The 26643-nt window shown below is 55.2% G+C and carries 22 protein-coding genes; 15 read left to right on the forward strand and 7 right to left on the reverse strand.

What is annotated here, in order from left to right; genetic code table 11:
- Positions 1-3: 3 nt before the first annotated feature.
- The 4 genes from WEB54_RS04500 to WEB54_RS04515 all read left to right on the forward strand — a co-directional run bounded on the left by WEB54_RS04500 (position 4) and on the right by WEB54_RS04515 (position 4916).
- A complete protein-coding gene (locus WEB54_RS04500; protein WP_368053660.1) occupies positions 4-1143 on the forward strand; it encodes a glycosyltransferase family 4 protein in 1140 nt (379 codons plus the stop codon).
- Between the two features lie 2 nt (positions 1144-1145).
- Positions 1146-2081, forward strand: coding sequence for a UDP-glucose 4-epimerase family protein (locus WEB54_RS04505; protein WP_368053662.1), 936 nt, complete (start codon positions 1146-1148; stop codon positions 2079-2081).
- 9 nt (positions 2082-2090) lie between these two features.
- Positions 2091-2648 (forward strand): sugar transferase, encoded by a 558-nt coding sequence (locus tag WEB54_RS04510; RefSeq protein WP_368053664.1) that lies wholly within the window; start codon positions 2091-2093, stop codon positions 2646-2648.
- Between the two features lie 327 nt (positions 2649-2975).
- The gene (locus WEB54_RS04515; protein ID WP_368053666.1) at positions 2976-4916 is read left to right on the forward strand and encodes a polysaccharide biosynthesis protein; all 1941 of its coding nucleotides are present in this window, start codon (positions 2976-2978) and stop codon (positions 4914-4916) included.
- 150 nt (positions 4917-5066) lie between these two features.
- Here WEB54_RS04515 and WEB54_RS04520 read toward each other — a convergent pair whose 3' ends face one another.
- Together WEB54_RS04520 and WEB54_RS04525 are read right to left on the reverse strand one after the other, a co-directional pair.
- The gene (locus tag WEB54_RS04520; protein WP_368053668.1) at positions 5067-6416 is read right to left on the reverse strand and encodes an O-antigen ligase family protein; all 1350 of its coding nucleotides are present in this window, start codon (positions 6414-6416) and stop codon (positions 5067-5069) included.
- Between the two features lie 190 nt (positions 6417-6606).
- Positions 6607-7473 (reverse strand): glycosyltransferase, encoded by an 867-nt coding sequence (locus tag WEB54_RS04525; RefSeq protein ID WP_368053670.1) that lies wholly within the window; start codon positions 7471-7473, stop codon positions 6607-6609.
- A gap of 263 nt (positions 7474-7736) precedes the next feature.
- Between WEB54_RS04525 and WEB54_RS04530 the strand changes: the two genes are divergently transcribed.
- The gene (locus WEB54_RS04530; RefSeq protein ID WP_368053672.1) at positions 7737-8228 is read left to right on the forward strand and encodes a DUF4351 domain-containing protein; all 492 of its coding nucleotides are present in this window, start codon (positions 7737-7739) and stop codon (positions 8226-8228) included.
- Between the two features lie 131 nt (positions 8229-8359).
- Entirely contained in the window at positions 8360-9181 is an 822-nt protein-coding gene (locus tag WEB54_RS04535) for a glycosyltransferase family 2 protein (RefSeq protein WP_368053674.1), read from the forward strand.
- A 145-nt stretch (positions 9182-9326) separates the two neighbouring features.
- Here the strand turns inward: WEB54_RS04535 and WEB54_RS04540 are convergent, their stop codons facing one another.
- Positions 9327-11513, reverse strand: coding sequence for a lipopolysaccharide kinase InaA family protein (locus tag WEB54_RS04540; protein WP_368053676.1), 2187 nt, complete (start codon positions 11511-11513; stop codon positions 9327-9329).
- A 142-nt stretch (positions 11514-11655) separates the two neighbouring features.
- Here WEB54_RS04540 and WEB54_RS04545 point away from each other — a divergent pair, with 142 nt between their 5' ends.
- The 6 genes from WEB54_RS04545 to WEB54_RS04570 are packed head-to-tail and all read left to right on the forward strand — an operon-like array spanning position 11656 to position 17404.
- Positions 11656-12366, forward strand: coding sequence for a sulfur transferase domain-containing protein (locus tag WEB54_RS04545; RefSeq protein ID WP_368053678.1), 711 nt, complete (start codon positions 11656-11658; stop codon positions 12364-12366).
- Positions 12367-12386: 20 nt separating this feature from the next.
- Positions 12387-13280, forward strand: a complete 894-nt coding sequence (locus WEB54_RS04550) for an ATP-grasp fold amidoligase family protein (RefSeq protein WP_368053680.1) — start codon at positions 12387-12389, stop codon at positions 13278-13280.
- Positions 13270-14295 (forward strand): stealth family protein, encoded by a 1026-nt coding sequence (locus WEB54_RS04555; protein ID WP_368053682.1) that lies wholly within the window; start codon positions 13270-13272, stop codon positions 14293-14295. Before WEB54_RS04550 ends, WEB54_RS04555 begins: the two co-directional genes overlap by 11 nt.
- The gene (locus WEB54_RS04560; protein WP_368053684.1) at positions 14292-14945 is read left to right on the forward strand and encodes a YrbL family protein; all 654 of its coding nucleotides are present in this window, start codon (positions 14292-14294) and stop codon (positions 14943-14945) included. The genes WEB54_RS04555 and WEB54_RS04560 overlap by 4 nt, the downstream gene beginning before the upstream one ends.
- Entirely contained in the window at positions 14938-15645 is a 708-nt protein-coding gene (locus WEB54_RS04565; protein WP_368053686.1) for a tyrosine-protein phosphatase, read from the forward strand. Before WEB54_RS04560 ends, WEB54_RS04565 begins: the two co-directional genes overlap by 8 nt.
- Positions 15638-17404, forward strand: a complete 1767-nt coding sequence (locus tag WEB54_RS04570; RefSeq protein WP_368053688.1) for an ABC transporter ATP-binding protein — start codon at positions 15638-15640, stop codon at positions 17402-17404. Before WEB54_RS04565 ends, WEB54_RS04570 begins: the two co-directional genes overlap by 8 nt.
- Positions 17405-17566: 162 nt before the next feature.
- On the opposite strand, the gene lptG is transcribed toward WEB54_RS04570, so the two are convergent.
- Both lptG and lptF read right to left on the reverse strand, forming a co-directional pair.
- A complete protein-coding gene (lptG, locus tag WEB54_RS04575; protein WP_368053690.1) occupies positions 17567-18634 on the reverse strand; it encodes an LPS export ABC transporter permease LptG in 1068 nt (355 codons plus the stop codon).
- Positions 18634-19680 carry an LPS export ABC transporter permease LptF gene (gene lptF, locus WEB54_RS04580; RefSeq protein ID WP_368053692.1) on the reverse strand — a complete coding sequence of 349 codons (1047 nt, stop codon included), beginning with the start codon at positions 19678-19680 and terminating at the stop codon, positions 18634-18636. Before lptF ends, lptG begins: the two co-directional genes overlap by 1 nt.
- A 341-nt stretch (positions 19681-20021) precedes the next feature.
- Here lptF and WEB54_RS04585 point away from each other — a divergent pair, with 341 nt between their 5' ends.
- From WEB54_RS04585 to WEB54_RS04595, 3 genes are all read left to right on the forward strand, one after another.
- Complete coding sequence (locus WEB54_RS04585) at positions 20022-21389, forward strand: phosphomannomutase CpsG (protein ID WP_368053694.1); 1368 nt, start codon at positions 20022-20024, stop codon at positions 21387-21389.
- A gap of 201 nt (positions 21390-21590) precedes the next feature.
- Positions 21591-22604 carry a UDP-glucose 4-epimerase GalE gene (galE, locus tag WEB54_RS04590; RefSeq protein WP_368053696.1) on the forward strand — a complete coding sequence of 338 codons (1014 nt, stop codon included), beginning with the start codon at positions 21591-21593 and terminating at the stop codon, positions 22602-22604.
- Complete coding sequence (locus WEB54_RS04595; protein WP_368053698.1) at positions 22604-23371, forward strand: methyltransferase domain-containing protein; 768 nt, start codon at positions 22604-22606, stop codon at positions 23369-23371. Before galE ends, WEB54_RS04595 begins: the two co-directional genes overlap by 1 nt.
- A 50-nt stretch (positions 23372-23421) precedes the next feature.
- Here WEB54_RS04595 and queE read toward each other — a convergent pair whose 3' ends face one another.
- Positions 23422-24093: a 7-carboxy-7-deazaguanine synthase gene (gene queE / locus WEB54_RS04600; protein WP_368053700.1), complete on the reverse strand. Its 672-nt coding sequence runs from the start codon at positions 24091-24093 to the stop codon at positions 23422-23424.
- A 51-nt stretch (positions 24094-24144) separates the two neighbouring features.
- The gene (locus WEB54_RS04605) at positions 24145-26616 is read right to left on the reverse strand and encodes a putative bifunctional diguanylate cyclase/phosphodiesterase (RefSeq protein WP_368053570.1); all 2472 of its coding nucleotides are present in this window, start codon (positions 26614-26616) and stop codon (positions 24145-24147) included.
- Positions 26617-26643: the final 27 nt, after the last annotated feature.

The following is a 26643-nucleotide window of genomic DNA, read 5'->3' on the forward strand; positions in this document are numbered from 1 at the left end:
CCGATGAAAACACTTCTGTTTGTGGTTAACTCCCCGGAATTCTTTGTTTCCCACCGCATGGTGATCGCCAGAGAGGCGGTGAAGCAGGGGTACAGCGTCCATGTTGCCTCCGCCAATGGTAATGCGGTGGCAGACATCAAGGCACTGGGTTGTGAGCACCATCCCGTTGATTTTGCGCGCAGTGGGCAGAACCCGTTGACGGAGCTGAAAGCGTTACGGCAGTTGATCAGGCTGTTTCGTACATTGACACCGGATCTGGTCCACCTGATTACCATCAAGCCGGTACTGTATGGCGGCTTTGCTGCACGCATGTCACGGGTGCCTGCTGTGGTTGCGGCGGTGTCAGGTTTGGGCACGGTGTTTCTTGCAGAATCAGGTATTGCCAGACTACGTAGGGTGTTGGTTCAGGGCCTGTACCGGCTGGCGTTTTCACACAGCCGATTAGCGGTTATTTTTCAGAATCCGGACGATCGTGACATGTTGCTTCACGCCGGAGCTTTGTCCAGAGGCCAGGTCAGGATGATTCGTGGGTCAGGCGTTGAACTGGAGGCGTACCCCGTGAGACCGGAACCCAAAAAGGGTAAAGCCGTGGTAGTGATGGCCTCGAGGCTGCTTAGGGATAAGGGCGTTCTGGAATTCGTGGAAGCCGCTCGAATTCTCAATGCGAGAGGGGTTCCTGTTGTGATGCGTCTTGTCGGCGATCCGGACCCGGGGAACCCATCGAGTGTGACAAGCGAGCAACTGGAAAGTTGGCGCGAGGAAGGGATTATCCAGTTACCGGGGTTCAGTAGCGATATTGCGGAGGAATACGGTAAGTCGAATATCGTGTGTCTGCCTTCCTACCGGGAAGGGTTGCCCAAGGCGTTGGTAGAGGCTGCGGCCTGTGGCAGGGCTGTGGTAACAACCGATGTGCCGGGGTGCCGTGATGCCATAGAGGCCAACAAAACGGGGTTGCTGGTACCCGCGAAGGATGCGGTTGCCCTTGCAGACGCGATTCAGCAACTGGTTGAAAACCCGGAAATGAGAGCGGGTTTTGGCCTGGAAGCGCGAAAACTGGCAGAGCGGGTGTTTGCGTCTGATATTATTGTTGCCCGCCATATGGAAATTTATCGAGAATTGTTAACTGACAGCAGGTTAGGTTGATTGTGAATGTTTTGTTGACGGGCGCAACCGGTTTTTTGGGGTCTCGTATTATTGGCCAGATTGCGAAGCATGATGGCTTGGTGCTGACGAGTGTATCGCGGAGACCGGTTAATAATCATGATAATTACGTGGTTGTAGCGGAGCTTGGCCCCGGCACGGATTGGAAGGGAGCACTGGCAGATCAACAGGTTGTTATTCACACCGCCGCCCGCGCCCATATTATGAAAGACGAAGTGGCTGACCCGTTGGCGAAATACCGTAAAGTGAATGTAGAGGGTACTCTCAATCTTGCCCGCCAAGCCGCCGCAGCCGGCACCAGTAGATTTATTTTTATCAGTTCAATCAAGGTCAATGGTGAACGAACTATTCAAGGCCGCCCATTCACCGCCGAGGATTCTCCAGCACCTGAAGATGCTTATGGTATTTCCAAGCTGGAAGCGGAACAGGGCCTGAGGGAATTGGCTTCAGAAACCGGTATGGAAGTGGTCATCATCCGCCCGCCACTGGTTTACGGGCCGGGGGTAAAAGGCAACTTTGCCAGCATGATCCGGCTGGTTGAAAAGGGCCTCCCGCTTCCACTTGGCGCTATCCACAACAAACGCTCTCTGGTCGCGCTGGACAACCTCGTTGATCTGATTATCACTTGCCTTGACCACCCGGCCGCCGCCAATCAGGTATTTCTCGCTGGCGATGATGAAGATCTCTCCACTACCGAACTGCTGCGTGCCGTTGCCGGAGCGATGGGCAAGCCCGCGCGTCTGGTTCCGGTACATGCAGGGCTGCTGATGTCGGGGGCAACCCTGTTGGGTAAAAAGGCAGTGGCCCAGCGTTTGCTGGGGTCGTTGCAGGTGGATATTTCCAAAGCCCGGAATCTGCTTGGCTGGACGCCGCCGCTGAGTGTTGCAGAAGGGCTGAAACGGTGTTTTCCCGACCATTGAGGGTTATGTGTGATTCGTTTGTTTGATGTTGTGTTTGCATTGCTGGGCCTGGTAGTCGGTTTGCCGGTGCTGTTACTGCTGGTTGTGATCGGCCTGTTCGACACGGGGTCCCCCGTTTTCCGGCAGGAGCGGGTGGGGCGGTATAAGAAACCCTTCACGCTGGTGAAATTCCGCACCATGAAAAAAAACACCGCCTCGGTTGCCAGCCACCTGGCCAGTACAGCGTCTATCACAGGGTTTGGTCACTTTCTTCGCCGTACCAAGCTGGATGAGCTTCCCCAGTTGTGGAACGTACTGAAAGGCGAGATGAGCCTGGTGGGCCCGCGCCCGTGTCTGTTTAATCAGGAAAAACTGATCGAGGAGCGGGAGTCTCGGGGCGTGTTGTCTGCAAGGCCGGGCATTACAGGTTTGGCGCAGGTTAACGATATTGATATGTCGACGCCGAAGCTGTTGGCGGAGACGGATCAGAAGATGCTGCAGAACCTGACCGTTGGGGCTTATTTTAAGTATATTTTCATGACGGTTGCCGGGGCGGGGGCTGGGGATCGGGTGCCCGGGAAGGACTAAAGGTATATTGGCCACGGAAACCACAGAAGAACACGGAAAAAAGATAAAGAAAAGGACGCTTTATAACCAAAAATCTTTCCGTTTTTCCTTCCGTGTTTTTCCGAGCTGGATGTACCGTTGATAGTGGAGTGGCCCAACGGACAGCGTGAAGCACTGCTGTTCGTGTTGGAAGAAGAAACCGACCCTCATCGGGTATCTGGACTTCATCGACATCTATTCCGCCCTAGACGATAATGAACAGGCGCAGGCTAAATTAATCAATGCTGTACTCCGGGGCTATTCAGGGCACAGAAAGATAGGGTGCGGATCGGGTAAAGGGATACATGGATGAGACGAAAACTTCAAAGGCGCATGGTAAGCCTGCGCCGCTCGCACAAGAAGTGGATCATGGTTGCTGCAGATGTAGTGATGATCCCGGTTGCCCTTTGGGCAGCCTGGGCACTGCGGCTTGGCCAGTGGTGGCCTCAGTTCTACATTGAACGGTTCTGGTGGTTGTTCCCTCTAATAGTACTCATCGGTATCTTTGTGTTCGCTCGCCTGGGTCTCTATAGAGCCATTGTCCGCTTTATGGGTGGGCAAGCCTTCTTGGCTATTGTGAAAGGTTCGGTGGTTCTGGCACTTATTTTGTGGTCACTGGCTTTTGTTGCCCGGTATACGGGCTTTCCACGCTCCATCCCTATTATTTTTGGCCTGGTATTGTTTACGCTGGTCGGCGGCAGCCGCATTCTGGTTCGGTCGTTTTACCAGTGGCTGTCCCGGCATTACACCAACAAAGAACCCGTCGTTATTTTTGGGGCAGGCAGTGCCGGGGCCCAACTGGGGTCGGCTTTGCAAAATGGGAGAGAGTTCATTCCCGTTGCCTTTCTGGATAGTAACCCGGCCCTGTGGAGGCTCAGTGTTCAGGGCATGGTCGTCTATAATCCGAACGAGCTTGAAACCCTGATCAGTCAGTTTGGCATCAAGCGGGTTCTGCTGGCTGTGCCCAACGCCACCAAAAAGCAGCGCAAGGCCATTCTGGACCAGTTGGAGCCCTTCTCGATTCACGTGCAAACAACGCCCTCCATGCCGGATATCGTATCGGGCAAGGCAAGCGTGGACCAGCTGCAGGAAGTCGAGCTGGAGGATCTGCTGGGGCGGGACCCGGTGCCTGCGAATGCCGCGCTGTTTAATGCCTGTATTCACGAAAAAGTTGTGTTGGTAACTGGTGCCGGTGGCTCTATTGGCTCGGAGTTGTGTCGGCAGGTGGTAAAAGCCGGGCCTACTACTCTTGTGCTGTTTGAACAAAGCGAGTTTGGTTTGTACCAAATCGAGAGTGAGCTGAAACGCAATGAACACGTGCTCTTCCATGGCGTTCAGCTAGTGCCCCTGCTTGGCTCGGTCTGCAATGCGCACCGCATTAAAGAGGTGTTTGAGCGTTATAAGGTAAACACTGTCTACCATGCGGCGGCCTATAAGCATGTGCCCCTGGTGGAGCACAATGTGTTTGAAGGAATTCGTAATAACGTTATAGGCACCAAGGTAGTGGCCGAGGCCGCTAAAGAGGCCGGTGCCGGGCACTTTGTGCTTATTTCTACCGATAAAGCCGTTCGGCCCACCAATGTGATGGGCGCTACCAAGCGCTTGGCAGAGATGGTGGTGCAACACCTGGCGGTAGAGTCCGATACCCTGTTTTCGATGGTTCGGTTTGGTAATGTGCTTGGCTCGTCTGGTTCTGTGGTGCCGTTGTTTCGGGAACAGATACGCCGTGGCGGCCCAGTCACAGTCACCCACCCGGATATCACCCGCTTCTTTATGACCATTCCCGAAGCTGCCTCTCTGGTGGTGCAGGCCGGTGCCATGGGGCAGGGCGGGGATGTGTTTGTGTTGGATATGGGCAAACCGGTCAAAATTGTCGACCTGGCCAGAAGAATGATCGAGCTCAGCGGCTTTGAAGTTAAGACGGAAGAACAGCCAGAAGGGGACATCGAAATAGAATTCTCAGGCCTGCGTCCCGGCGAAAAGCTTTACGAAGAATTACTGATCGGCGAAGCCGTATCGGGCACCGACCACCCGAAAATCATGCGGGCCAATGAAGAGCTGTTGCCCAAAGCCGAGTTGCACGCCTTCCTGGAGGCGTTATCAGCCGCAGAAGGCCAGCAAGATGCCCTGAGCGCCCGGGACATACTGGAAAAAGCCGTTAAGGGGTTTAAACCCAACTCACCACTGGTGGATTTGTTGAGTGGGGTGGGGGAGAAAGCGCCGGTTGAAGGGAAAACCTCTTTTCATTGAATGACGTAGAACGTGAACGGACGTGGGACATGGAAAGACGTGAAACATGAACTGACGCGAGACATTAAGTGACGTAAAACATTGACTGCCGGTTTGGGCGTCTTTTCGTGTTTTGCGTCTTTTTTGTGTCGCGTCTGTTAGTGTTCTACGTCACTTCTTGTGTTGCGTCAGTCGCTTTGCCAGCATTATCGAATAGATGGGTGCGAAGGCGACTGAGTTGGCAAATACGCCGCTGTAGAAGAATAGAAAGGACTCGAACTGGTTGATTATGGCCATGAACACCAGTGTATATAGGGTGAACAGCCCTATAGGTGCGGTAGCCGTGTTGGTTCTGGTCATCTCATAAGCGTTTTTGGCCAGGGTAATATAGAGTGCTAACAGCAGGGCTAGTCCCAGTAAACCGTATGCCAGGGTGAACTCAATGGCTGTGTTATGAAAATGGCCAAAGTTGTTCTTTATTGAATCAGTTAACCGGTCTGACGTTTCTATGACAGGGCCGTTTACGTCCCCCCCCCAGCCTATTAAGGGCCGTTCCACTATCCAGTCAAATGCCGCAAGGGCGGTATTGACTCTCACCCCCAGGTTAGAGGCCGGAATATTCGCCCAGTCGCCTTCCATAATGGCGTTGATGGTGGGTTGTTCCGCCTGCAACCGCTTAGTTATTACGGTAGAGAAGGGCAGTGCTATTACCAGTGCCAGCACTATCATAGCTGCGAAACCGGCTTTGTAGTGCCAATGTCTGCGTTCCCGAACTAGCCGAACACCAACCGTTATGGCTGCAATGGCAGTGCACACAAGCAACGCTAAAACTGCCGCGCGTGTTTGTGTGGTTAACACAATGAACGCCGCCAATAGCGCCCCTATGGCCGTTAGGCTGAACAGAATAACTTTCCGGTTCTTTTTCTCTATGTGCCAGCTATAGGCACCCAGGGCCAGAAAACCAATCAGGGCAATACCGAAAAACTGAGCGACATGCTGCGCGTTCATTATGCCGTAGTCGACTCTGATGCTTCGTTGTATACGGCTCCATTGCTCCTGAAGGTCGCTGTTAACGGGAAGGGCTACCAGCAGGCCCATAAAGGCTATGGCCAGGAATATAAGCAGTGTTCTGCGGTTCCCGCCCAGCCACCAGGCAATGGGAACGAAGAAGAACAGTTTTACCAGCTTATCGAGGCTCTCGTATTCGGCGGCCAGAATAGGGTCGCGCAGGTAGTTGATGCCGTAAAAAACGATAGGTAACACTATCGCCAGCCCAAATAGCTGGATGATGCGGTCTCGCTTCAACCAGGCAAAGTTAACGGCCAGGGCGTAAAAGAAAGGCAGGGTGTATAGCGCCTCGGGAATACGGTTAATGCTGGTCGGAGTCCAGAGTTTGATGAATACCGCCGTGAAGCTGGCCAGCAGCCCTATCCAGATCAGCCAGTTGGGGCCCCGGTTGAATTCGGATGGAAACCAGCGGTTAATGTCGAACGGGGATAATTGTTGGTTGGCCGCGGGCATAGGTAATCACTAAGTAGTTGATTTAATTGGTGGATACTAGCACGGGATTGTGACTTTTTTCACCTTGACCTGCCATGCCTGAGCGCTCGCTTGGGAAGACGCAATACACGGTCTAACACAGGACATGAAGGGGCGCGAAACATGAACAGACGTTTTGGCGGGTTGTGCGTCTTTTGGTGTTTTGCGTCCTTTATTGTTCCACGTCACTTCCTGTTCCACGTCCCTCCTTGTTCCGCGTCTCTTCAAACAACCCGTAATGGTTTCGAATGGCGTTCCACTGAGTCCGGTTCTGATCTCGCTTGATGTTAGTGTGCCCCAGGGCTTCTGCCTGGGAGCGGATGATCGGGATCGGCCGTTTGGGGGCGTTGACTGTTCGCCGAACCTGAGTGCCATTTAAGAAGCTCATGGCTTTGAACCATAGGTCATCGGCGCGGGGGGCCAGGTACAGGTAGAGCTCTGTCTGGGTGGTATTGCGATGCAGTACCCCCGGTGGGTATAGGGTGCCGCCAAAGCCTATGGCCAGAGTATCCGGGTGGCTGGTACCCGGTTGCTCTGCCCGCCATTGGGAATAGGGTAGGGTGTTGCCTGCTTCGTCGTACTGAATGCGCCGGCATTCGTGGGCGATGATATCGCCTGGGTGGTTCTGGTGTTCTTGGTACAGGTTACTTAGCCAGTCGGGCTGGTAGAGCAGGTCATCGTCGCAGGTGATGATGGTTTTACCGGGGAAGGCCGCCAGGGCGTGCACCAGCTTGCGGTGCGCGCAGGTCTGGTCGGCGTAACGTATTTCGAACAGGTCGCTTTGCAGGCTGCTTAGGCGTTTTGGCACCTTGGGCTTCAGGTCGTGGTGTAGCCAGAGCACGATTTTTTCCGGGCGAACCGTTTGCCGCAGCAGGCTGCGTACTGTCAGGTGCAATATGGGCAGGCGTGAAGGGATTGAGGTAAAAGAGACAATGACAGGAACTTCTCTCCCTTCGCTTTTCGCTTCCAGGCTGGCGGGTGGGGTTAGCCAGAGCTTTAGGGAGTGCCAGGCAGAAACAGGGTATTCTTTGAGCTTCATGGTTACGTCGGGTTCATTCGGTGAGTGCTTCTCAGTGTATCCAAGTGTGGCGTTGGGGTGAAGGGCATCCGAAAGACGCGGAGCACTAACTGGCGCAATACATTGACTGACGCAGTACATAGAAAGACGTGAAACATAGAAAGACGTGAAACATAGAAAGACGTAGAGCCGGTTAGGGCGCGGAGCCCAATGGGCGGGGGAGAAGACCATATATGGCCTCCTACGGGTGAGGTGGTTGTTTGACTCGGTTCTGCGGGCTCGCTATGGTGCTGTATGAATATACAGTAAAAGGCGAATGTGCCCGGTTATGTCTCAGTTTGATGCACTGGTCAGCAGGCCAAAAGCTGAAAATGTATGCCAAAGCGGTGCAGGGTCTGGTTACACTGGAACCTGATCCTGAAAAACAACTGAAGTATCTGGACTTCATCGACATCTATTCTGCCCTGGACGATAATGAACAGGCGCAATACAAAGCGGAGTATCCGCAGGAGGACCAAACCATGGCAAGCCTGACAGAACGGCTAAAGGCCGAAGGTATGGAGCAGGGCAGGGCTCAAGGCATGGAGCAGGGTATGGCTCAAGGCATGGCTCAGGGTGAAAGAGCTGTCCTTCACCGTCAATTACAACGTAGATTTGGTCCATTGAGCTCACAGGTTCTAAATCGGCTTGAAGCCGCCAATCAGCAGCAATTGGAGCTCTGGGCTGAACGTATTCTGGACGCAGACTCGTTGGCTGATGTCTTTCAAGAGCATTGATTTAAAAAACGCGGGACATGGAAGGACCTATGTTCCGTCAGTCAGTGTTCCACGTCATTTTGCATCACATATGCTTTTATAGAGCATGCCGTTAAGATACCGCCTGTTTACACGAATTTTGGAGTTTCAGTATGAAAATGGGCGTTGTGGTAACGACCTATAACTCGCCCCGCTGGCTTGAAAAGGTGATGTGGGGCTATGAGGCGCAGTCAGACCCGGATTTCGAGCTGATTATCGCGGACGATGGCTCTGGCCAGGAAACCGCCGGTGTGATCGAGCGTTTTAAAGACCGGGGGCGGCTGAACATTCGCCATGTGTGGCATGAAGACGACGGTTTTCGTAAAACCGTGATTCTGAATAAGGCCATCGTTGAAACCCCGTGCGACTACCTAGCCTTTACCGATGGGGATTGCATCCCCCGCGGTGATTACATTGCCAACCACAAAGCCGCTGCAAGACCAGGCCACTTTGTGTCGGGTGGGCTATACCGGTTAACGATGCCGGTAAGTGATGCCATCACCGAGGTTATGGTGGCCAATGGTACCGCCTTCCAGTTTGAAACCCTGGCTCGGCTTGGCCAAACTCGCGATCACAAACGCATGAAACTGACCGCAGGGCCCAGGCTTGCCAACTGGCTTAACCGGCTGACACCCACTGGTGCCACCTGGAACGGCGGCAACAGCTCGGGATGGAAAGCCGACATGGTGGCGGTAAACGGGTTCGACGAGCGCATGCAATACGGTGGGTTGGACCGTGAAATGGGCGAGCGGATGATGAACTGCGGCATAAAGGGCATTCAGGCCCGTTATTCGGTGATTACGCTGCACCTGGACCACAAACGCGGTTACGAAAACCCGGAAACCTGGGCGAAAAACAATGCCATTCGCAAGAACGTGCGGGATAACAAGCTGGTTTGGACGGAGTTTGGGATTTTGAAAGACGTAGGACAGTGAAAGACGTGAGACATTAACTGACGTAGGACAGGAACTGACGTTTTGGGCGTCTTTTCGTGTTTTGCGTCACTGACTGTTTTGCGTTAGTCAGTGTTCCGCGTCTTTTGCTGTGTTGCGTCCGTTGATGTTCCGCGTCTCTTCTAATTCAGGCTGAAGGTTTATGCAGATAAACCGGGCTACCGGTCAGGGTTATTCTGTCGCCGGTATTTACGGCCAGGGGTTGGCCGGTCAGGTCGGTGGCTCGTTCGGTGTTTGAATCCAGTGTTAACTGGCTACCACTGAGTGAATACGCCAGGCTCACCTCATCGAAATGCCAATAGGTAATGCCGTCTTTCTCTTCCCTGCCGCGGAAGGTCTCGCCCGCCATTAAGCTGTGAAAATGCACCAGGGCAGGCCAGCCCGGGCGTTCGCGCCAGCCGTTCAGGTCATCAATTAAGCCAAAGCCAGGGTGGGCCAGACGCCACCACCAAATGCGTTCTGTGGCGCCGGAACACAGGGCAATGAGCGCGTAGCGAATCATGTAAGCGGCGCTGTCTTGCTCGCTGATGTGCAGTTTGCTTTCTGGTTGGCCTTTGGGCTGGTAGGCACCGGCCAGTGGGGAATATTCGCCGGTATTTTGCAGTGGCCAGTTGATTTCGGTGATGTAGAAGCCCTGTTTTCCGTATTGGTCGGCCATGGCTTTGGCCAGCAGACACTTTTCGAGGGTTGCAAAGCCGGACTGGGCGTTCTCTGGCGCTCCGCGACGGTCTACGTAGAGGTGGTTGGATAGCGCATCGACCGATTTACCCACGGCATCGAGCAGGGGCGGGTAGTACTGGAATTCGAAGTCGTTGACCGCCGGGCCCAGGAAAGTCAGGTCTGGGTATTGAGCTTTCAAGTCGGCAACACCCTGCCAGATCGAATTCATTTCCTCCAGGTTCCAGAACCCCCATTTCACGCGGTTTACGGCATGGCCAACTTCCACACAATAAATGTGTGGGTGCACAGCGGCCAGTGCATCGCTCATGAAGGCCTGCCACCGCTCGGGTTGAAGGACAGCCTGGCGGGACTGGACAAGCCCGATCGAGACTTCATGGCCGGCTTCGGCCAGCCGGCGAATCGCATCGCTGCAGCGGGCCAGGTGGTCTGCCCCCAGATGAAAATACATCCTTACAAACACCGGTAAAGCGGGTGTTTGTTCCAATTGTGTCAGTTGTTGTTCGAAGCTGTCGTCTACCTCTAGGCATACGCCCAGTCGGTTGGCCATGGCAACCGGAGACTGAAACGCACTGGCTTTAAGCACTTTGTACCGACGGTAAACGGGTAGCGCCAGGCGCAGGTTGCTGGCCAGGGTGCGCCACAGGTCGGCTTTATTGCGCTGCTGTTTGCGGTCTTTTACCTGCAACATAACGGAAGGTTGGGCCGATTTGCCATCCCATAGCCAGGCGTCGCGTGGTGAGGGCTGTCCGGTAGACACCGCCTTGCGTTGTTCCGCCGGGGTGGTGCTTAGCCAGCGTTTCACTGTGCGCACCGGGTGGCGCCATTTGCGGCTGCGTTGGTGCAGCAGAAAACGGTTGTGGTAGCGCTCGGCCCAGCGTTGGAACTCGGCCGGTATACCGTTATCTTCAAAGTAAAGATGAAAAAAGATGCGCCGGAAGTGGGAGGGAATCTTCATGCGCTCCATGTCCCGGGCGCGTTGGCGCAGTGTGGGGTTGGGCTGCATCTTCCCCCGGTTCAGGTCAATAAAGGCGGGCTGGGCCCAGTCGGCCGGGCCGGTACGGCGCATCAGGATGTTTTGCGGGCCCAGGTCGCCGTGTATAAAGCCGCTGTCGTGCATGGTGCGAATCGCTTCGGCACTGAAGCGCAGCAGGCGGATGAAGTCTTCCGCATTGGGGCGCTCGCGCAGCAGGTAGGTCATCTCGGAATAAAGATCGGTCGAGTCGGCAATGTAACGGGTGATCAGATAGCTTTCGACCAATTGCTTGTCTTGCCACTTTTCAATATAGCCAATCGGCTCGGCCACGTCGGCGCCCTGCGCATAGAGGTGGCGGCTGTAGGCATGGGCCCGGGCTGCCTTGGTACCGATTCGCCGGTAAATGGCACCGCGCAGCGCATCAGGCTGTTTGAAGGCTTTGATGCACAGGGCCTCGGTAGCCGGGTTTAACGGGTCGTCGAGCCGGTAAACGCGGTTGCGCTGAAGGTAAAGCAGGTCGGCCTCGCTGCTTTGTAGCTGGTGTTGCAGCCTAGCTAGCCAGCGTTGCCCGGCATCGGTCGAATACTGTTCCAGCACCTCGCCTTCGTAACCGGGCAGGGCAAGGGTGGCAACATCGGTGTAGTGAGGTGTCTGAATCATTCGGAATGGACTGGGCAGCGGGTCTGAAAAGGCCGCGTAGCATAACCGAGAAGGCCGGTTCAGGCAAAAATCAAAGGTGGGAATGGCGAGCCGGTTTGAGTACCATACGCCCGTTTGAATTTAACCGGATACCCAGAACTTAATGCCAGCCAAGAAAACCGGCAAGACTTCCCTGATAGCGCGCTGGCGCGGGCTATGGCCGGGCCGGATGCACCTGCGCACGGCGCGCCTAGCCGCCTGGCTCGATTTGCTGGTTTTAGACCTTGGCATGCTGCGGGCGCCGGTCAACCGCCCCTATGAAGTGGCCCCGGGCTTTTGGCGATCGAACCAGCCTACGCCCTGGCGTTTGAAGGCGCTGGCGCGGCGCGGCTTTGGTTCTGTGATCAATCTGCGTGGTGAAGGTCGCAGCGGTGGTTTTCACCTGGCGCAATATCATACCGGTATATTCGGCCTGCAGTTCTTCAGCCTGAAACTCAGTTCGCGACGGCCACCTACGGTGGAACAGGTGGAAACTTTACTGCGTTTGTTCGAAGAAGTGCCGAAATCCGTGTTGATTCATTGTAAATCAGGTGCAGATCGAGCGGGCCTGGTCTCGGCGCTCTATCTCCTTCACCTGGGGTACCCGGTTGCTGAGGCTAAAGCTCAGCTGTCGCTGCGCTTTCTTCATATTAAAAGCGCTTCCACCGGTATGATGGATTATTTTATTGAAGCCTATGAAGCCGCTTTTCAGGCAACAGGTGTGTCGTTTCTGGACTGGCTGCATACGGATTATGATCGGGCCGCAATGATTAAACAGTTCAAATCCAGGCCGGGCAGTAACTGGCTGGTCGATCGAATACTGCGGCGTGAATAGCCCGGGCGAGGAATGAAACTATGAAGTGGACGTTACGAACCTGGGAAGAACAGCTTGTCGCCGGCCTTGACCGGCTGTTGGGGTTTCCGCGTGAGCGAAAGCGTTTTTATAAGGCACATGGCTACCCCTTGAACCTGAAAGAACCGACTTCGTTCAATGAAAAAATTTGTTGGAAGAAGATTTACGATCGCGATCCTCTGGTACCCGTTATTGCAGACAAGTATCGGGTTCGTGATTATGTCCGTGAGGTATTGGGCGAGGCCGAAGCCAACTCCATACTCATTCCCCTTCTAGCGGTCGCTGATAAACCGGAAGATCTGGACATTTCTGTTTTACCAGATCAGTTCGTAGTGAAATCAAATCATGGATCCGGGAATAATTTGCTTGTTTTTGATAAGAGCAAGTTTGATTTTCAGGCATTCATCAAAGAAGCGAATACTTGGCTAAAGGCGCCCTATGGAATTAGAAATCACGAATGGGCCTATTCCCACATCGATAGAAAAATAATGGTTGAGCAATTATTGTTAGAGCAATCGGGAAGTATTCCATCAGATTATAAATTCTGCATGATTCACGGCGAATGCGCTTTCATCAAGGTGGATAAAAGCCGGTTCAACAATTTCACCTCAACTTTGTACGATTCAAGTTGGAATAAACTGAAAGTTGACTGGCGCAGACCACAAGATGATTATTCACCAGCCCCCCAACAACTGGAGAAAATGCTGGAGATAGCACGGGCACTTTCGAAGAAACTTGATTTCATCAGAGTCGACTATTACGTGCTTGGCGATCATTTCTACTTGGGTGAGTTAACCAACTACCCGGTGAGAGGCCGAGGGAAATTTAACCCAACGGAGTTCGATTTCGAGATGGGTCGCCGCTGGGTGTTGCCTGGAGCAAACGGTGGAGAATAAGCAGCAAATAGCTGATGGTGGATCTATCGATGCCGTCGTGACCTGGGTAAACGGAGAAGACCCTGCTCACCGTGCCAAGCTCAATGCCTATCTTGAATCCATTGGGCACCGGCCGAAAATAGCCAGTGCCAATCGCTATCGTGAAACCGGCGAGTTTGCTTACTGTATCGCTTCTCTGCTGAAATTCGCGCCCTGGTTGCGCCGAATACACATTATTTCGGATGATCAGGCGCCCACATTCATGCCGCAGTTACTGCAAAATGGCTGGGCTGAAAAGGTTAGCAGCGTAGATCACACTGAGCTGTTTAAAGGGTATGAGAACAATCTGCCTACTTTTAACATTCGGTCTATAAAATCGCTGTTTTGGAATATACCCGGGCTTGCCGAGCATTTTGTCTTTCTGAATGACGATTTCATGCTGGTAAGGCCCGTGGAACCCCGCTGTTTTTTCCAGAAAGGCCAAGCGGTTCTGACCGGCCAATGGATGCCCCAGCGCCCGGGTGTTGTGTTGCGCGGTTTAACAGGCCTGACTTCCAACGCACCGGATAAACGGCCCGGCAACCATCTTGCTCAAGCCTATTCGGCCAGGCTGGCAGGTTTTCGGTACCGGTATTTCAAGGTGCCGCATAAGCCGCACCCGTTGCTGAAGTCGGTAATGGCGAATTACATGCGTGAGCACCCGCAGCAACTGGCGCACAATATCGGCTTTCCGCTGCGGGATGAATCCCAGTTTCTGGCTGACGCCCTGGTGAATCATCTGGCGCTTAAGAACGGGCAGGCCAGGGTGGACAACCGCTTTAAAACGCTGCGCTTCAAACCGGCCGATTATCAGCAACCCCGCTTTAAAGAGCTTCTATCGACCATCGAATCAGACCCGTCCATTCTTTACGCGTGTTTTCAAAGCCTGGAGACCATGGATGATGCCTTACGCACAGACTTCTTCACCTGGCTCGACCAGCGAATTGGTAAGCCGGACGATATTTTTCGTCGCGGCCCGGCGGGAACCAGTCTATGACGCTTGAACGAGTCACTCTGGCCAGTCGCGAGCCCTTGCTGAACAGCAAGACCCGCTGGGTGTACGAACACCCGGATACACCTGATGTGCTGATAAAAGTGCACATGCGGCGGTTCGATTCCTCACCGCAGACGGGCCTGAAAGGCTGGCTTGTACGCCGCAAAGATCACTTTTTATACACCACGGGCATACTGCGCGAATTGAAGCAGTTTGTGGAATCCCGATATCTTGGGCCCAACGGGCCTTGTTACCCTGAGATTCAGCCGTATATCGAGCCGGTGTATGGTGTGGTCGAGACCGATATTGGCCTGGGCTTGCTGGTCTCGGCCGCACGGGATGCAGAAGGTAACCTGGCGCCTTCGTTGCTTCGGTTACGGCGCCAAGGCGCCATGACGTCCGAGCGCCATGCCAAGCTCGACAAGATGCTGCAAGCGCTGCTCGATACCCGCCTGATGATAGGTGACCTGAATCAGGAGAACATAGTGCTTAAAAATTCCGGCCAGCCGGATGAGCGCTTTGTGCTGATCGACGGGCTCGGCGAGCGCACCTGGATACCAACCCAAAGTCTGGTTGGCTGGGTAAACCGGCGTCGCAAACACGCCTTTGTGGCGACGATGCGTCAGCGCCTACAGGGTGACCGTAATGGCTGAATCTCGGGTGCAAAACCAGCTTAAACAGTGGCGGCGCTATTGGGCGGCGCATTTCGACCGGCCTCTGGTTCGGTGCCTGGCCTGGCTGGATGCGATGGTGATCGATCACGGCTTGCTAAGGCCATTGTGGAATCGGCCGGAGCCCTTTGCACCCGACGCCTGGCGGGGCAATCAACCCACGGCCAGGCAGGTTCACCGGTTGGCGCAGCGCGGCATTCAGACGATCATCAGTCTGCGCGGGTTGGGGAATATTGGGGCGTCGCTGTTTGAGGTCGAAGCGGCTGAAAAAGCGGGTGTCGAGCTCATTTCTTTTCGTATGTCGTCCCGGGGGGCTCCTCGTCCCAAGCGTGTGAACGAGCTTATAGAGCTGATGCAAAGCATTAAGACGCCGGTGTTGTTTCACTGTAAATCGGGCGCGGATCGGTCGGGGTTTGCCGCCGGGGTGTATTTGCTGGTGACCGGGCAGGGCACAATTGAGGATGCCAAAGCCCAGCTTTCCTGGCGCTACTTACACTTTAAAGGTGCAAAAACCGGCCTGTTGCATGAGTTCTTTTGTGACTATGAGCGCTATTGTGAGCAAACCCCCATTGTCTTTCACCAGTGGGTTAACGAGGTGTACGATCCGGTGCAGCTGGAACAACAGTTTAAACCGACCGGTTTTTCCAGTTGGGTGGTCGACAAGGTGCTAAGACGTGAATGAATTTGATTTGGAAAAACACCAGGATACCCCTCGCCTGGAGTTGGTAAAACGCTTGTGGCGCGATTATTTGCGCAGTCACATCGGCGTGTTACTGGTCGCCGCCGTACTGGTGGTGATTGAGGGGAGTGCGCTCGGGTTGCTTAGCTATCTGGTGCAGCCAATGTTCGACCAGGTATTCGTGCAGGGCAATGCGGACCAGGTGGTCTGGATCGCCCTGGCGATTTTCATCGTGTTCACCGCACGGGCACTCGGTGGTTTTGGCCAAAGGGTGATTACCGTTACCGTGGGGTTGCGCGTGGTAACCGGCTTGCAGAAAGACATGCTCAGCCACTTGGTCCGGTTGGATTCAGGTTTCTTTGGTGCGCATTCACCCGGCGGGCTGATAGAACGCGTTCGGGGTGACACCCAGGCGTTGAAGAGCTTTGCCAGCACAGCGTTAATTAACCTGGGGCGGGATTCAATTTCACTCATTGCCCTGTTAACCGTGGCCATGCTGGTCGACTGGCGCTGGACACTGTTTGCGCTGTTTGGCCTGCCGTTGTTGTCATTTCCCATCGCCTTGCTGCGTCGGTTAATTCTGAAAACCACGCGCAGCTCGCGGGAAGTATCGTCGCTGCTGTCGATGCGGTTGGATGAGATTTTTCACGGCATTAATGCGATTAAGCAGAACAATTTGGAGGCCCACGAAGACGGACGTTTTCAGAAAGAAACCGAGCGATTTTTCAAGTTTCAGCGGCGCTCGGAAATCGGTAAGGCCGCGATGCCGGCGATGATTGATCTGGTCGCTGGTTTTGGCTTTGTGGCGGTGGTGATTTACGGTGGGCATCAGATCATCGAGGGCGAAAAGACCATCGGCCAGTTCATGAGTTTTTTTACCGCCATGGCACTGATTTTTGACCCATTGCGCCGGCTGAGCAATATCAGCGGCGCGTTTCAGGCGGCCAGCGCCAGCCTGGAACGGATTTTCAGCGTACTGGATCTGGAACCGAAAATAGTGACGCCGCTCAACCCTTTACCGGTGCCCGCGAACGTTGGGCAACTGGATATCGTGATGGATCACCTCAATTTCGGCTATGCGGATAAATCCGTATTGCACGATTTAAGCCTGAAGGCTCCGGCCGGGAAAATGACGGCCTTGGTGGGGGCTTCAGGGGCCGGTAAAACCACACTGTTCAACCTGTTAACCCGGCTGGTAGACCCGCAATCGGGCGCGATCCGGCTTGGCGATGTGCCGATTAACCAGTTGGACCTGATCGAGCTGCGGCAATTGTTTGCAGTGGTCAGTCAGGATTCAGCGTTGTTCGATGAAAGCATAAAACAGAATATTCTACTGGGCCGGCTGGATGCCGACATGGCCAGTGTTGATAAAGCTGCCAAAGAAGCGCTGGTCGATGAATACACCCGTCAGTTGGAGGCCGGGCTGGATACGCTGGCCGGGCCACGCGGCACGAACTTATCGGGCGGCCAGCGCCAGCGCGTTGCCATTGCCCGGGCGCTGCTGCGGGATGCACCGATTCTGCTGCTCGATGAAGCCACCTCGGCGCTGGACACCCGCACCGAAAAACTGATTCAGGAAACCCTCGAAGACCTCGCCAAGCGCAAAACCACCCTGGTGATTGCCCACCGGTTAAGCACCGTGATGAATGCGGATCTGATTCACGTGCTGGAAGAAGGGCGCGTGATTGAGAGCGGTACGCATGATGAGTTGCTGGCCAGGCGCGGGGCGTATTTTAATTTGCATTCTACGTTTGAAGCATAAAAAACGTGGGACATGGACTGACGTAGGACATGAAGAGACGCGAAACACTAAATGACGTCGGTTTATGTTGTGCGTCTCCAAGTGTTTCACGTCACTTAATGTTTTACGTCAGTTATTGTTTTGCGTCTTTTACTGTTTTACGTCTTTTATTGTTCCGCGTCTTTACAACCGGGTTTTGACCAGCCAAACAGTAACCCCCAAAAATAACAACGATGGCGCCAGTGCAGCCAGCACTGGGGTTAGCCCCATCACCATCAACAAACTGCCCAGGGTATCCGTTACCAATTGCACCGCAATCGCCAGGGCCACGCCCTTGAACGCGGCATCGCCCAGCGTTTTTTGCCGAAAACTCCCGAACGAGAACACCAGTGCCAGAAACAGCATGGCGATGTACTGCACCGGGAACCAGAGGCGGCTCCAGAAGGTGAGCTCCAGGCGCGGGTCGGGCAGGGCTTGTTCCAGTGAGAAACGCACTTGCACCCACAACTGCTGTAGCGTCAGTTCGCGTTCGCGCTGGCTGAGAATGCTGAGCAGGTTGGCGTTGAAGTTGGCCGGTTGCCAGTTAAGGGTGTCGAAGGCGCTGTGCAGTACGGAGTTTTCGTTGAACTCAACCTGCTTGACGTTGTTGAGCATCCAGCCCTGGTCGATGGGGCTGGCGGTTGGCGCGTAAGTGACCATGGCCAAATTATTATCGGCATCCAATTCGAAGATGGTGAGGCCGGTTATGTCCCGGTCTGGGGAGACCAGATCGACGTTGATGACCCACTGGTTGTCTCTGTACCACTGGCCACTCAGGGTTGGCAAGTTGCGGTCGAGTTTCTGGGCCCGGGTTATCTCGGCCTGCAATCGCAATTGTGGCGCGGCCCATTCGCCGAGGACATAAACAATCGGAAGCAGCATTAGCCCTGGCAATATCAGCCGCACGACCAAGCCGTAAGCACTGCGCGACGCCAGTTGAATAATCACCAGCTCGCTGTTTTTGGCCATGCCGGCCACCGAGAGCAAGGTGCCAAGCAACACCATGGGGCCAATGAACTGATAGACCTCCAGTGGCAGGCTGTAGAGCCGGTATAAAAACGCATCGACGGGGGTGTAGGTATCGCTGCCGCGCCGGCTGATTTCATCGGCCACGCCCATCACCAGCAGTAAACCACCAATCGCCAAAACGACAATGGCAATAAACACGGCGGTGCGTTTAAGGATGTAACGGTTAAGGATCGAAAGCCCCATCAGCCGGGCCTCCGTATCAGTACCAGGCCCAGTAGGGCGAGGGCGACCAGAAACCACCAGGGGCTGGCGATCAGCGGTAGCTGGCCCTTCTCAACCGCGGTTTGCAGGGTTTGCTGGCTGAAGGTGAACACGATGTAAAGAATAATGCCCATGGCAATGGCGCCCACCTTGGCTTTGCGGGGTTTGACCCGGGTGAGGCCAACGGCCCAGAGTGCCAGTACCAGAATCAACACCGCCGTTAGCGTGCGTTCTATGACTTCGCTGCGGTTGGCCTGGCTGCCGTTTTGCCACAACACATCTGAACCATGGGCTTCGCGCGGGTTGTTCTGGGACCCAGAGTCGTCAGTGGGGATGTACAGGGCGTAACTCTGGTAATTAATGCGTTCAGTCTCATCCGGGTTAAGGCTGAAGACCGTTTGGCGGCCTGAAAACAGGGTTAAATACTGGCGTTGCTGCTCAACTTGAATGCGGGCCGAAGGCGCGGTATTCACTGAAATCCGGTCGCCGTCGACCTGGGCGACGAATAGGCTCAGCAGGGATTCCTGGGCCGGGTTGGCCGAGCGGGCGTACAAAGTGGCATCGCGCTGGTTCAGCGAGAAAAATTCACCGGGGGAGACAATATCGGTGAGGGGCCGGTTCTGTTGGCTGAACAGGTAGTCGGATAAGCCACGTTCGGCCATGGGGGTGATGATATGGGTGAACGCCAGCATGATCACCATCGCCGGTAACGCGGTATAGACCAGTACTTTCACCAGAATACCGGTATCGGAAACGCCGATGGCATGCAGCACGGTGCGTTCGGAATCTTCACTAAGCCGGTTCAGGGTGGTCAGAGCGGCTAGAAAGTAGGCCGCGGGCAGCAGCTCAGGTAACAGTATGGGTAGCTGGAAGCCGATGATGGCGATAATGGCCCAGTCGGAATATTGCCCGGATACCACCCGGCCGAGGGTTTCGCTCATTTCCCCGGCGATCAGCAACGCCATCAGAATGGCGGTAATCAGCGCAAAGGGCTTGATGATTTCTCGGCAGATGTACCAGGTAAACAATGTCGGATCCGAATATGACGAGCTGGCCGGCAGTATAGCGGGTTAGGAGGCGTCACCCAATATGCAACGCAACCCCTGGTGGTTGGTCTTTTGTAGGAAGCTAGTCCTCTGGGTGACGGTGAGGATAGGTAACCGGTGAAGCTGACCTTTTGGGCGGTGGTTTTATTCACCGGCCCCGGAGCTTCTTGTCGCCCAGCTGACGCTGGCTTCCTACGACTGAACCTTTACTCGTCTTAACCGACAGCCTCTATTGCCCAGTCTTCGCCGGTCGGTTTTAAAAAAGACTGCAAGGAGGGCCTTTTGCAACCTATAATCGGGGCACATCTAAAACGGAGCACCTCATGACTGAACTGACCTGTTTTGGCGCTTACGACATACGCGGTGAGCTGGGTGTGGAGCTGAATACGGACATTGCCTACAGGATTGGACGGGCGTTTGCGGCCTACCTGAATCCTAAAACCGTGGTCGTTGGTGGCGACGTTCGGGAAACCTCGCCAGAGTTGAAGCAGGCCTTCGCCGATGGCGTGTTGGATTCCGGCGCCAATGTGATCGACATTGGCTTGTGCGGCACAGAAGAGGTGTATTTTGCCACCAAGTACCTCAAGGCCGAGGGCGGGTGCATGGTGACCGCGAGCCATAACCCCATTAATTACAACGGCATGAAGATGGTGCGCGAGGATTCCAAGCCAATCTCGCGCGATACCGGCCTCGATGACATTCGTAAAATGGCCGAGACCGGTGAATACGGTGAAAAAGCCGCCAAACGCGGCACACTGAAAGAGCAAGGCAACAGCCAGGCCTACACCGAACACCTGATCGGCTACCTCGATCTTTCCGACCTGCGCCCGACGCGGCTGGTCACCAATGCTGGCAATGGCGCCGCCGGCCCGTCGCTCGATCGACTGGAAGCCGCCCTGAAAGCCAAGGGCGCACCGATCGAACTGATCAAGATTCACAATGAACCCGACGGTACCTTTCCCAACGGCATTCCCAACCCCCTGTTGCACGAGCAGCAGCCGGTGACCAGCAAGGCCGTTAAGGAACACGGCGCCGATATGGGCATCGCCTGGGACGGTGATTTCGACCGCTGCTTCCTGTGGGACAACGAAGGCCAGTTTATCGAGGGCTACTATATTGTCGGCTTGCTGGCCGAAGCCTTTCTGGTCAAACAACCGGGCTCCAAGGTCGTATACGACCCGCGTTTAACCTGGAACACGGTCGAGATCGTCGAGGCCAATGGTGGCGAAGCGATCATGTGTAAATCGGGCCACGCCTTTATTAAAGAGAAAATGCGCAAGGAAGATGCCGTCTACGGCGGCGAGATGAGCGCCCACCACTACTTTCGCGACTTCGCCTATGCCGACTCGGGCATGATTCCCTGGCTTCTGGTAGTCGACTTGCTGAGTAAGAAAAAAACCTCGCTCAAGGCACTGGTTAGCGAGCGCATGGCCAAATTCCCATCCCCCGGCGAGATCAACAGCAAAGTCGCCGACGCGGATGAAGCCATGGCCCGCGTATACGACGCCTACAAAGCTGAGGCCATTGCCGAAGACCACATCGACGGTCTCTCGCTGGAATTCGCCGAGTGGCGCTTCAACCTGCGCAAATCGAACACCGAACCGGTCATTCGCCTGAACGTCGAAACCCGGGGCGATAAAGCACTGATGGAAGAAAAAACCCAGGAACTCCTGGCGCTGATTAGACAATAGAAAAAAACGCAGGACATGAAGGGACGCAACACATGAAAAGACGCGAAACATGAAAAGACGTAAAACATGAAGGGAAGCAGGACAGGAATTGACGTCTTTCCGTGTTTAGCGTCTTTTAGTGTCTTGCGTCAGTTAGTGTTTCGCGTCATTTAGTGTACTGCGTCTTTTAATGTTCCGCGTGGGTTAAACAAAGGAGTTTTTATGACCGTTTTGGTGACCGGCGGAGCCGGGTATATTGGCAGCCACACCTGTATTGAATTGATTCAGGCCGGGCATACCGTGCTGGTGCTGGATAACCTGGTGAACAGTTCGGCTGAATCGCTGCGCCGGGTTGAGGCGATTGTGCGTCAGCCGGTTGATTTTGTGGAAGGTGATATACGCGATACCGGGTTGCTCGACCGGGTGTTCAGCGAGCACGATATTGATTCGGTTGTGCACTTTTCTGGTTTGAAAGCGGTGGGGGAGAGCACTGAAAAACCGCTCGATTACTACGACAGCAATGTCTACGGCACTATTTGTCTGCTGCAGATGATGAAGCGCCACGGTTGCAAGAACCTGGTGTTCAGTTCATCGGCCACTGTCTACGGCGACCCGCATACCGTGCCAATTCAGGAACATTTTCCGCTCAGCGCCACCAACCCCTATGGCCGCTCGAAGCTGATGATCGAAGACATACTGCGTGATCTGAACGCATCGGATGCTGAATGGCAGGTGGCTCTGTTACGCTACTTTAATCCGGTGGGGGCGCACCAAAGCGGCACCATCGGCGAAGACCCGAACGGTATTCCCAACAATCTGATGCCCTTCATTACCCAGGTGGCCATCGGCAAGCGCGAGGCGCTCTCGGTGTTCGGTAGCGACTACGACACACCCGATGGCACCGGCGTGCGCGACTACATTCACGTGGTCGACCTGGCCAAAGGCCATGTCAAGGCCATCGAAAAACTGAACAGCAAACCAGGCTGTGTGGCCTATAATCTCGGCACCGGGGTTGGTTACAGCGTGTTGGATATGGTGAAGGCGCTGGAAAACGCATCGGGCAACAAAGTGCCCTACAAGCTGGTAGATCGGCGCCCCGGCGACATCGCCTGCTGCTACGCCGACCCGGCCTACGCAGAACAGGAACTCGGCTGGCACGCCGAACTGGGCCTGGAAGACATGATGGCCGACTCCTGGCGCTGGCAAAGCCAGAATCCCGACGGATATCGGCGGTAGTGAAGGAATACGTTAATTTTGATCCGCTGGCGGAGCGGTTTTCGAAGAATATTTACGGCAGTTTGAAGGGCCGTATTCGCCAGACTCTGCTGGAAACTCTGTATCCGAAATACGTGCCAGAGTTAGCCCAGCCGGGTCTAAGTGTTCTGGATGCTGGCGGTGGCCTGGGGCAAATGACGCAATGGCTGCTGGGTATGGGTCACCGGGTGGAGTATTTCGATGTGGCCGGTGATCTGGTGGCCCGGGTTAAGCAGGATGCCGCGGAATCGATTGCCAGTGGTCAGTGCCTGGTAAGCCAGGCTTCGGTGTTCGAATTCGATTCCGGGCCAGACCGGAACCTGGTGATTGTGCATGCCGTGCTGGAATGGCTGGAAGGCCCCCAAGCCGCGCTGGACAGAGCAATGAGCTGGGTAGCGCCGGGCGGTGTGATCGGGGTGATGGTGTATAACCGCCACATGCTCGAACTGCGTAATTTGATGCGAGGCACCCTGGAGAAAGTCAAAACCGGCCAGCTACAAGGCCTGGCCGGTGGTCTTACCCCAATTACACCCCTGAGTCCCGAACCCATTTGTCAGCAATTGGAGACGGCTGGTTTCGAAATATTGACTCAGGCCGGTATCCGCACCTTTTCAGATTTAACGGAACCGACGGTGCTGTCATGGTACAGCGATGAAGACATCATTGAGATGGAACAACGCCTGTGCGAACAGGCACCCTATCGGGATTTGGGACGATATGTGCTGTTGTTGGCCAGGAAGCCACAGTAAGCTGACGCAAGGGTGTGTTCTTTTGTAGGAGGACAGGCCTCTGGTTTTACTCAGGCGATGTTAACCACTTTGTGCGACTGCAGCGTCAGCCTCCACTCCGGGTGTTCGCGGCAATAGGCTATGGCGGTCTGGGTGCTGGTTTCGCGGGCCGGGTGCAGGGTCTCGGCGTCGAACGGGTTTAACGGGCTCAGATAACGAACGCTGGCGTTAATGTGCGCGAAGCGCTCGGGCGGGGCTTCTGGCTGGGGGTATACCAGCTTGAGTTCGTCGCACTGGTCTATGATCACGTCACTGCGGCCCTTGGGGCTGATGCAGACCCAATCGAGATTGGCCGGTAACGGGCGGGTGCCGTTGGATTCCACCGCGCATTCGAAGCCGCGCTGGTGCAGGGCGTCGATCAGGGTTTCGGTCAGTTGCAGGGCTGGTTCGCCGCCGGTGAACACGACGTAGGGTTTTACACGAGTGTCGTTGGTTGGGGTAGGCGTTGGCCATAGCGCCGCTATGGCATCTGCCAGTTCGGTGGCGCTGCCAAACTTGCCACCGCCTTCGCCGTCGGTACCGATAAAGTCGGTATCGCAGAAGGTGCAGATGCTGGTGGCACGGTCTGCTTCGCGGCCGCTCCAGAGGTTGCACCCGGTAAAGCGGCAAAACACGGAGGCACGGCCGGTGTGGGCACCTTCGCCCTGGAGGGTGTAGAACATTTCTTTGACGGAATAGGTCACAACAATCGGGCCTCGGGGTTCAGAGTCTGGAATGGCCGGGCCACCAGCGGGTTACAGGGCGGCCGTTTTTGCCTGGGTATTGTCTTGCAGCAGGGTGACAAAATCTGCAGCGCACAGTGGGGCGGAGAATAAGTAACCCTGGTAGCGCAAACAACCAATAGATTCAAGAAAGGCCAGTTGCTCTTTGGTTTCAACGCCTTCGGCGATGGTTTTCAGGTTAAGGTGCTGGGCCATGGCGAGAATGGTTTCGACAATGGCGGCATCGTTGTTGTCGGTGGTCAGGTCGCGCACGAACGACTGGTCGACTTTAAGGACATCGAGCGGCAGACGTTTCAGATAGCTCAGGCTTGAATAACCGGTGCCGAAATCGTCGATGGAGAAAGAGACACCGTATTGGCGAATCTCGTTCATGCGCACGATGGTTTCTTCCACCTCGTTGATCACCATGCCCTCTGTAATTTCCAGGTCGATGCACCGGGCTGGTATGTTGCATTGCTTTATCGCCTGTTTCACCTGGGCGAAAAACTCCGGCTGCGAAAACTGCTGCGGGCTTATGTTGATGCCCAACACCTGGTCTTCGTGCCAGAGGCCTGCGTCCATCCAACGGCGCACGGTGGCACAGGCTTCTTCCAATGCCCACTCGCCGACCTTGAAGATCAGGCCCATGTTTTCCAGCACCGGTATGAATTCTACCGGAGATACCGTGCCCCGCGTCGGATGTTGCCAGCGCATCAGCGCTTCGGCGCCGAGAATGCTGTTGTCGCGCACATCGACCTGGGGCTGGAATGTCAGATAAAACTCACGGCGTTCCACGGCCAGGCGCAAATCTTTTTCCATGGTCAGTCGGAAGGCGGTGGCTTCGGCCATGGCCTGTTCAAATTGAATGGCGTTGTCTTTGCCGTGGGCTTTGGCCTGGTACATGGCGGTATCGGCGTTACGCAGCAAGTCGGAGGCGCTGGTGCTGCCCTCGGGGTAGAGGGCGATGCCGAGGCTGGCGGTTACCGACAATGGCTGGTCGCCGATAAAGAAGGGTTCCCCGAGCGATTTGCGCAGCCGCTCGGCCCGCTGATAGGCCAGTATGCTGACTTCGCTTTTATCGTGCCCGAGGTCGGCCATGCAGATGACGAATTCGTCGCCGCCCAGGCGTGACACGGTGTCCTCATTGCGCACGGCGTCCATTAACCGGGAAGCCGCTTCGCGCAGCAGGGCGTCACCGGCACTGTGGCCCATGGAATCGTTGATGTTCTTAAAGTTATCTAGGTCGATGAACACCAGAGCGCCAAATTGCCCGGAGCGTTCCGCGCGCCGCAGCGATTGCCCCAGCCGGTCGAGAAACAGATGGCGGTTGGGCAGGTCGGTCAGCGGGTCGTGATAGGCCATGTGTTGCATGCGCGATTGGTTGCGCTTGCGCTCGGTGATGTCGACGCCGACCGACAAGACGGCCGGTTCACCGCGAAACTCGATGGGTAGAATGCGCAGTTCCAGCGCCGTCAGAGTGCCGTGGACGTTCATCCAATCGAGCTCTGGAATGAACAGGCTGTGCTGGTCTACCATCACCTGGTCGTCGGCTTCGACGATCAGGTGCCGCGACTTGTCGTCGTATTCATCGAGAATCTGGCTATGGTGCTGGCCGGTCAGTTCAGCCACCGAGGTTTGGAAGGCGCGGGCAAAGGCTTCGTTGACCAGCACCAGTTCGCCCGACCGGTTTTTCACGTAAATCAAATGAGGCAGGTTATCGATCAGGCGCCGCATATTGGTGTAGGACTCTTCAACTTCGTATTTGGCCAGGGTTTTGTCGGTGATCAGCCGTTCTGCGTTGCTCAGGTAGTGGTTGATATGGGCCGTCAGCTGCCCGAGTTCATCACGTTCGTGCCCGCTGGGCGGTGTTAGGCGCTGGCCGTTGGGGTTTTCGGCATCAATGGCATCCAATGAATTGGACATCATATTAACGGGCTTGGTGATCAGGCGGTAGAAGACGAACAGGAACAGCAGAATCAGTATGAAGTTCTTAAATACACCCAGCAAAAAGGTTGAAATCGCCCGGTCGGCGAAACTCTGGAAGGCCAGTACGGTGTCGATCTCCATGCGCAACAGCCCATAGACATTGCTGCCGAGGGCGTTGGTTTCGAGCCGGGCTTCCAGTGTTTGTACCGGGTTGGTGACGAAGCGTTCGTACCAGTGTTGCTGGCGCTGGTCCTGTTCGGCGGAACGTTCGGCGAGCGGTGAGCCCAGTTCATCGATGATGGCGACGTAAGTGACGAAGTTGTAGACGAACATACCATTGGCCACTTCGCTGGCCAGGTTGTAGTCGAGCGTATGCACGGCTCGGGTGGCCGCAAAGCGCGAGGCATCCATCACCCGCTCAATCGATTCGTCGAGCGAGTTTTGCTCTACGCGAAAATCGTTGTAGACCTGATACCCCGAGCTGACCAGGCTGACGAGCAGGGCCAGAATAACGCCGCTACGGGAAAGCCGGAACGACAGGCGATGCAGAAACTTGGGCTTAAAAACCGGTGAAGACATCCGCTACATGCCACCATGGGGCCGGGA

The organism is Saccharospirillum sp., from assembly GCF_040881935.1.
GTDB lineage: Bacteria > Pseudomonadota > Gammaproteobacteria > Pseudomonadales > Natronospirillaceae > Saccharospirillum.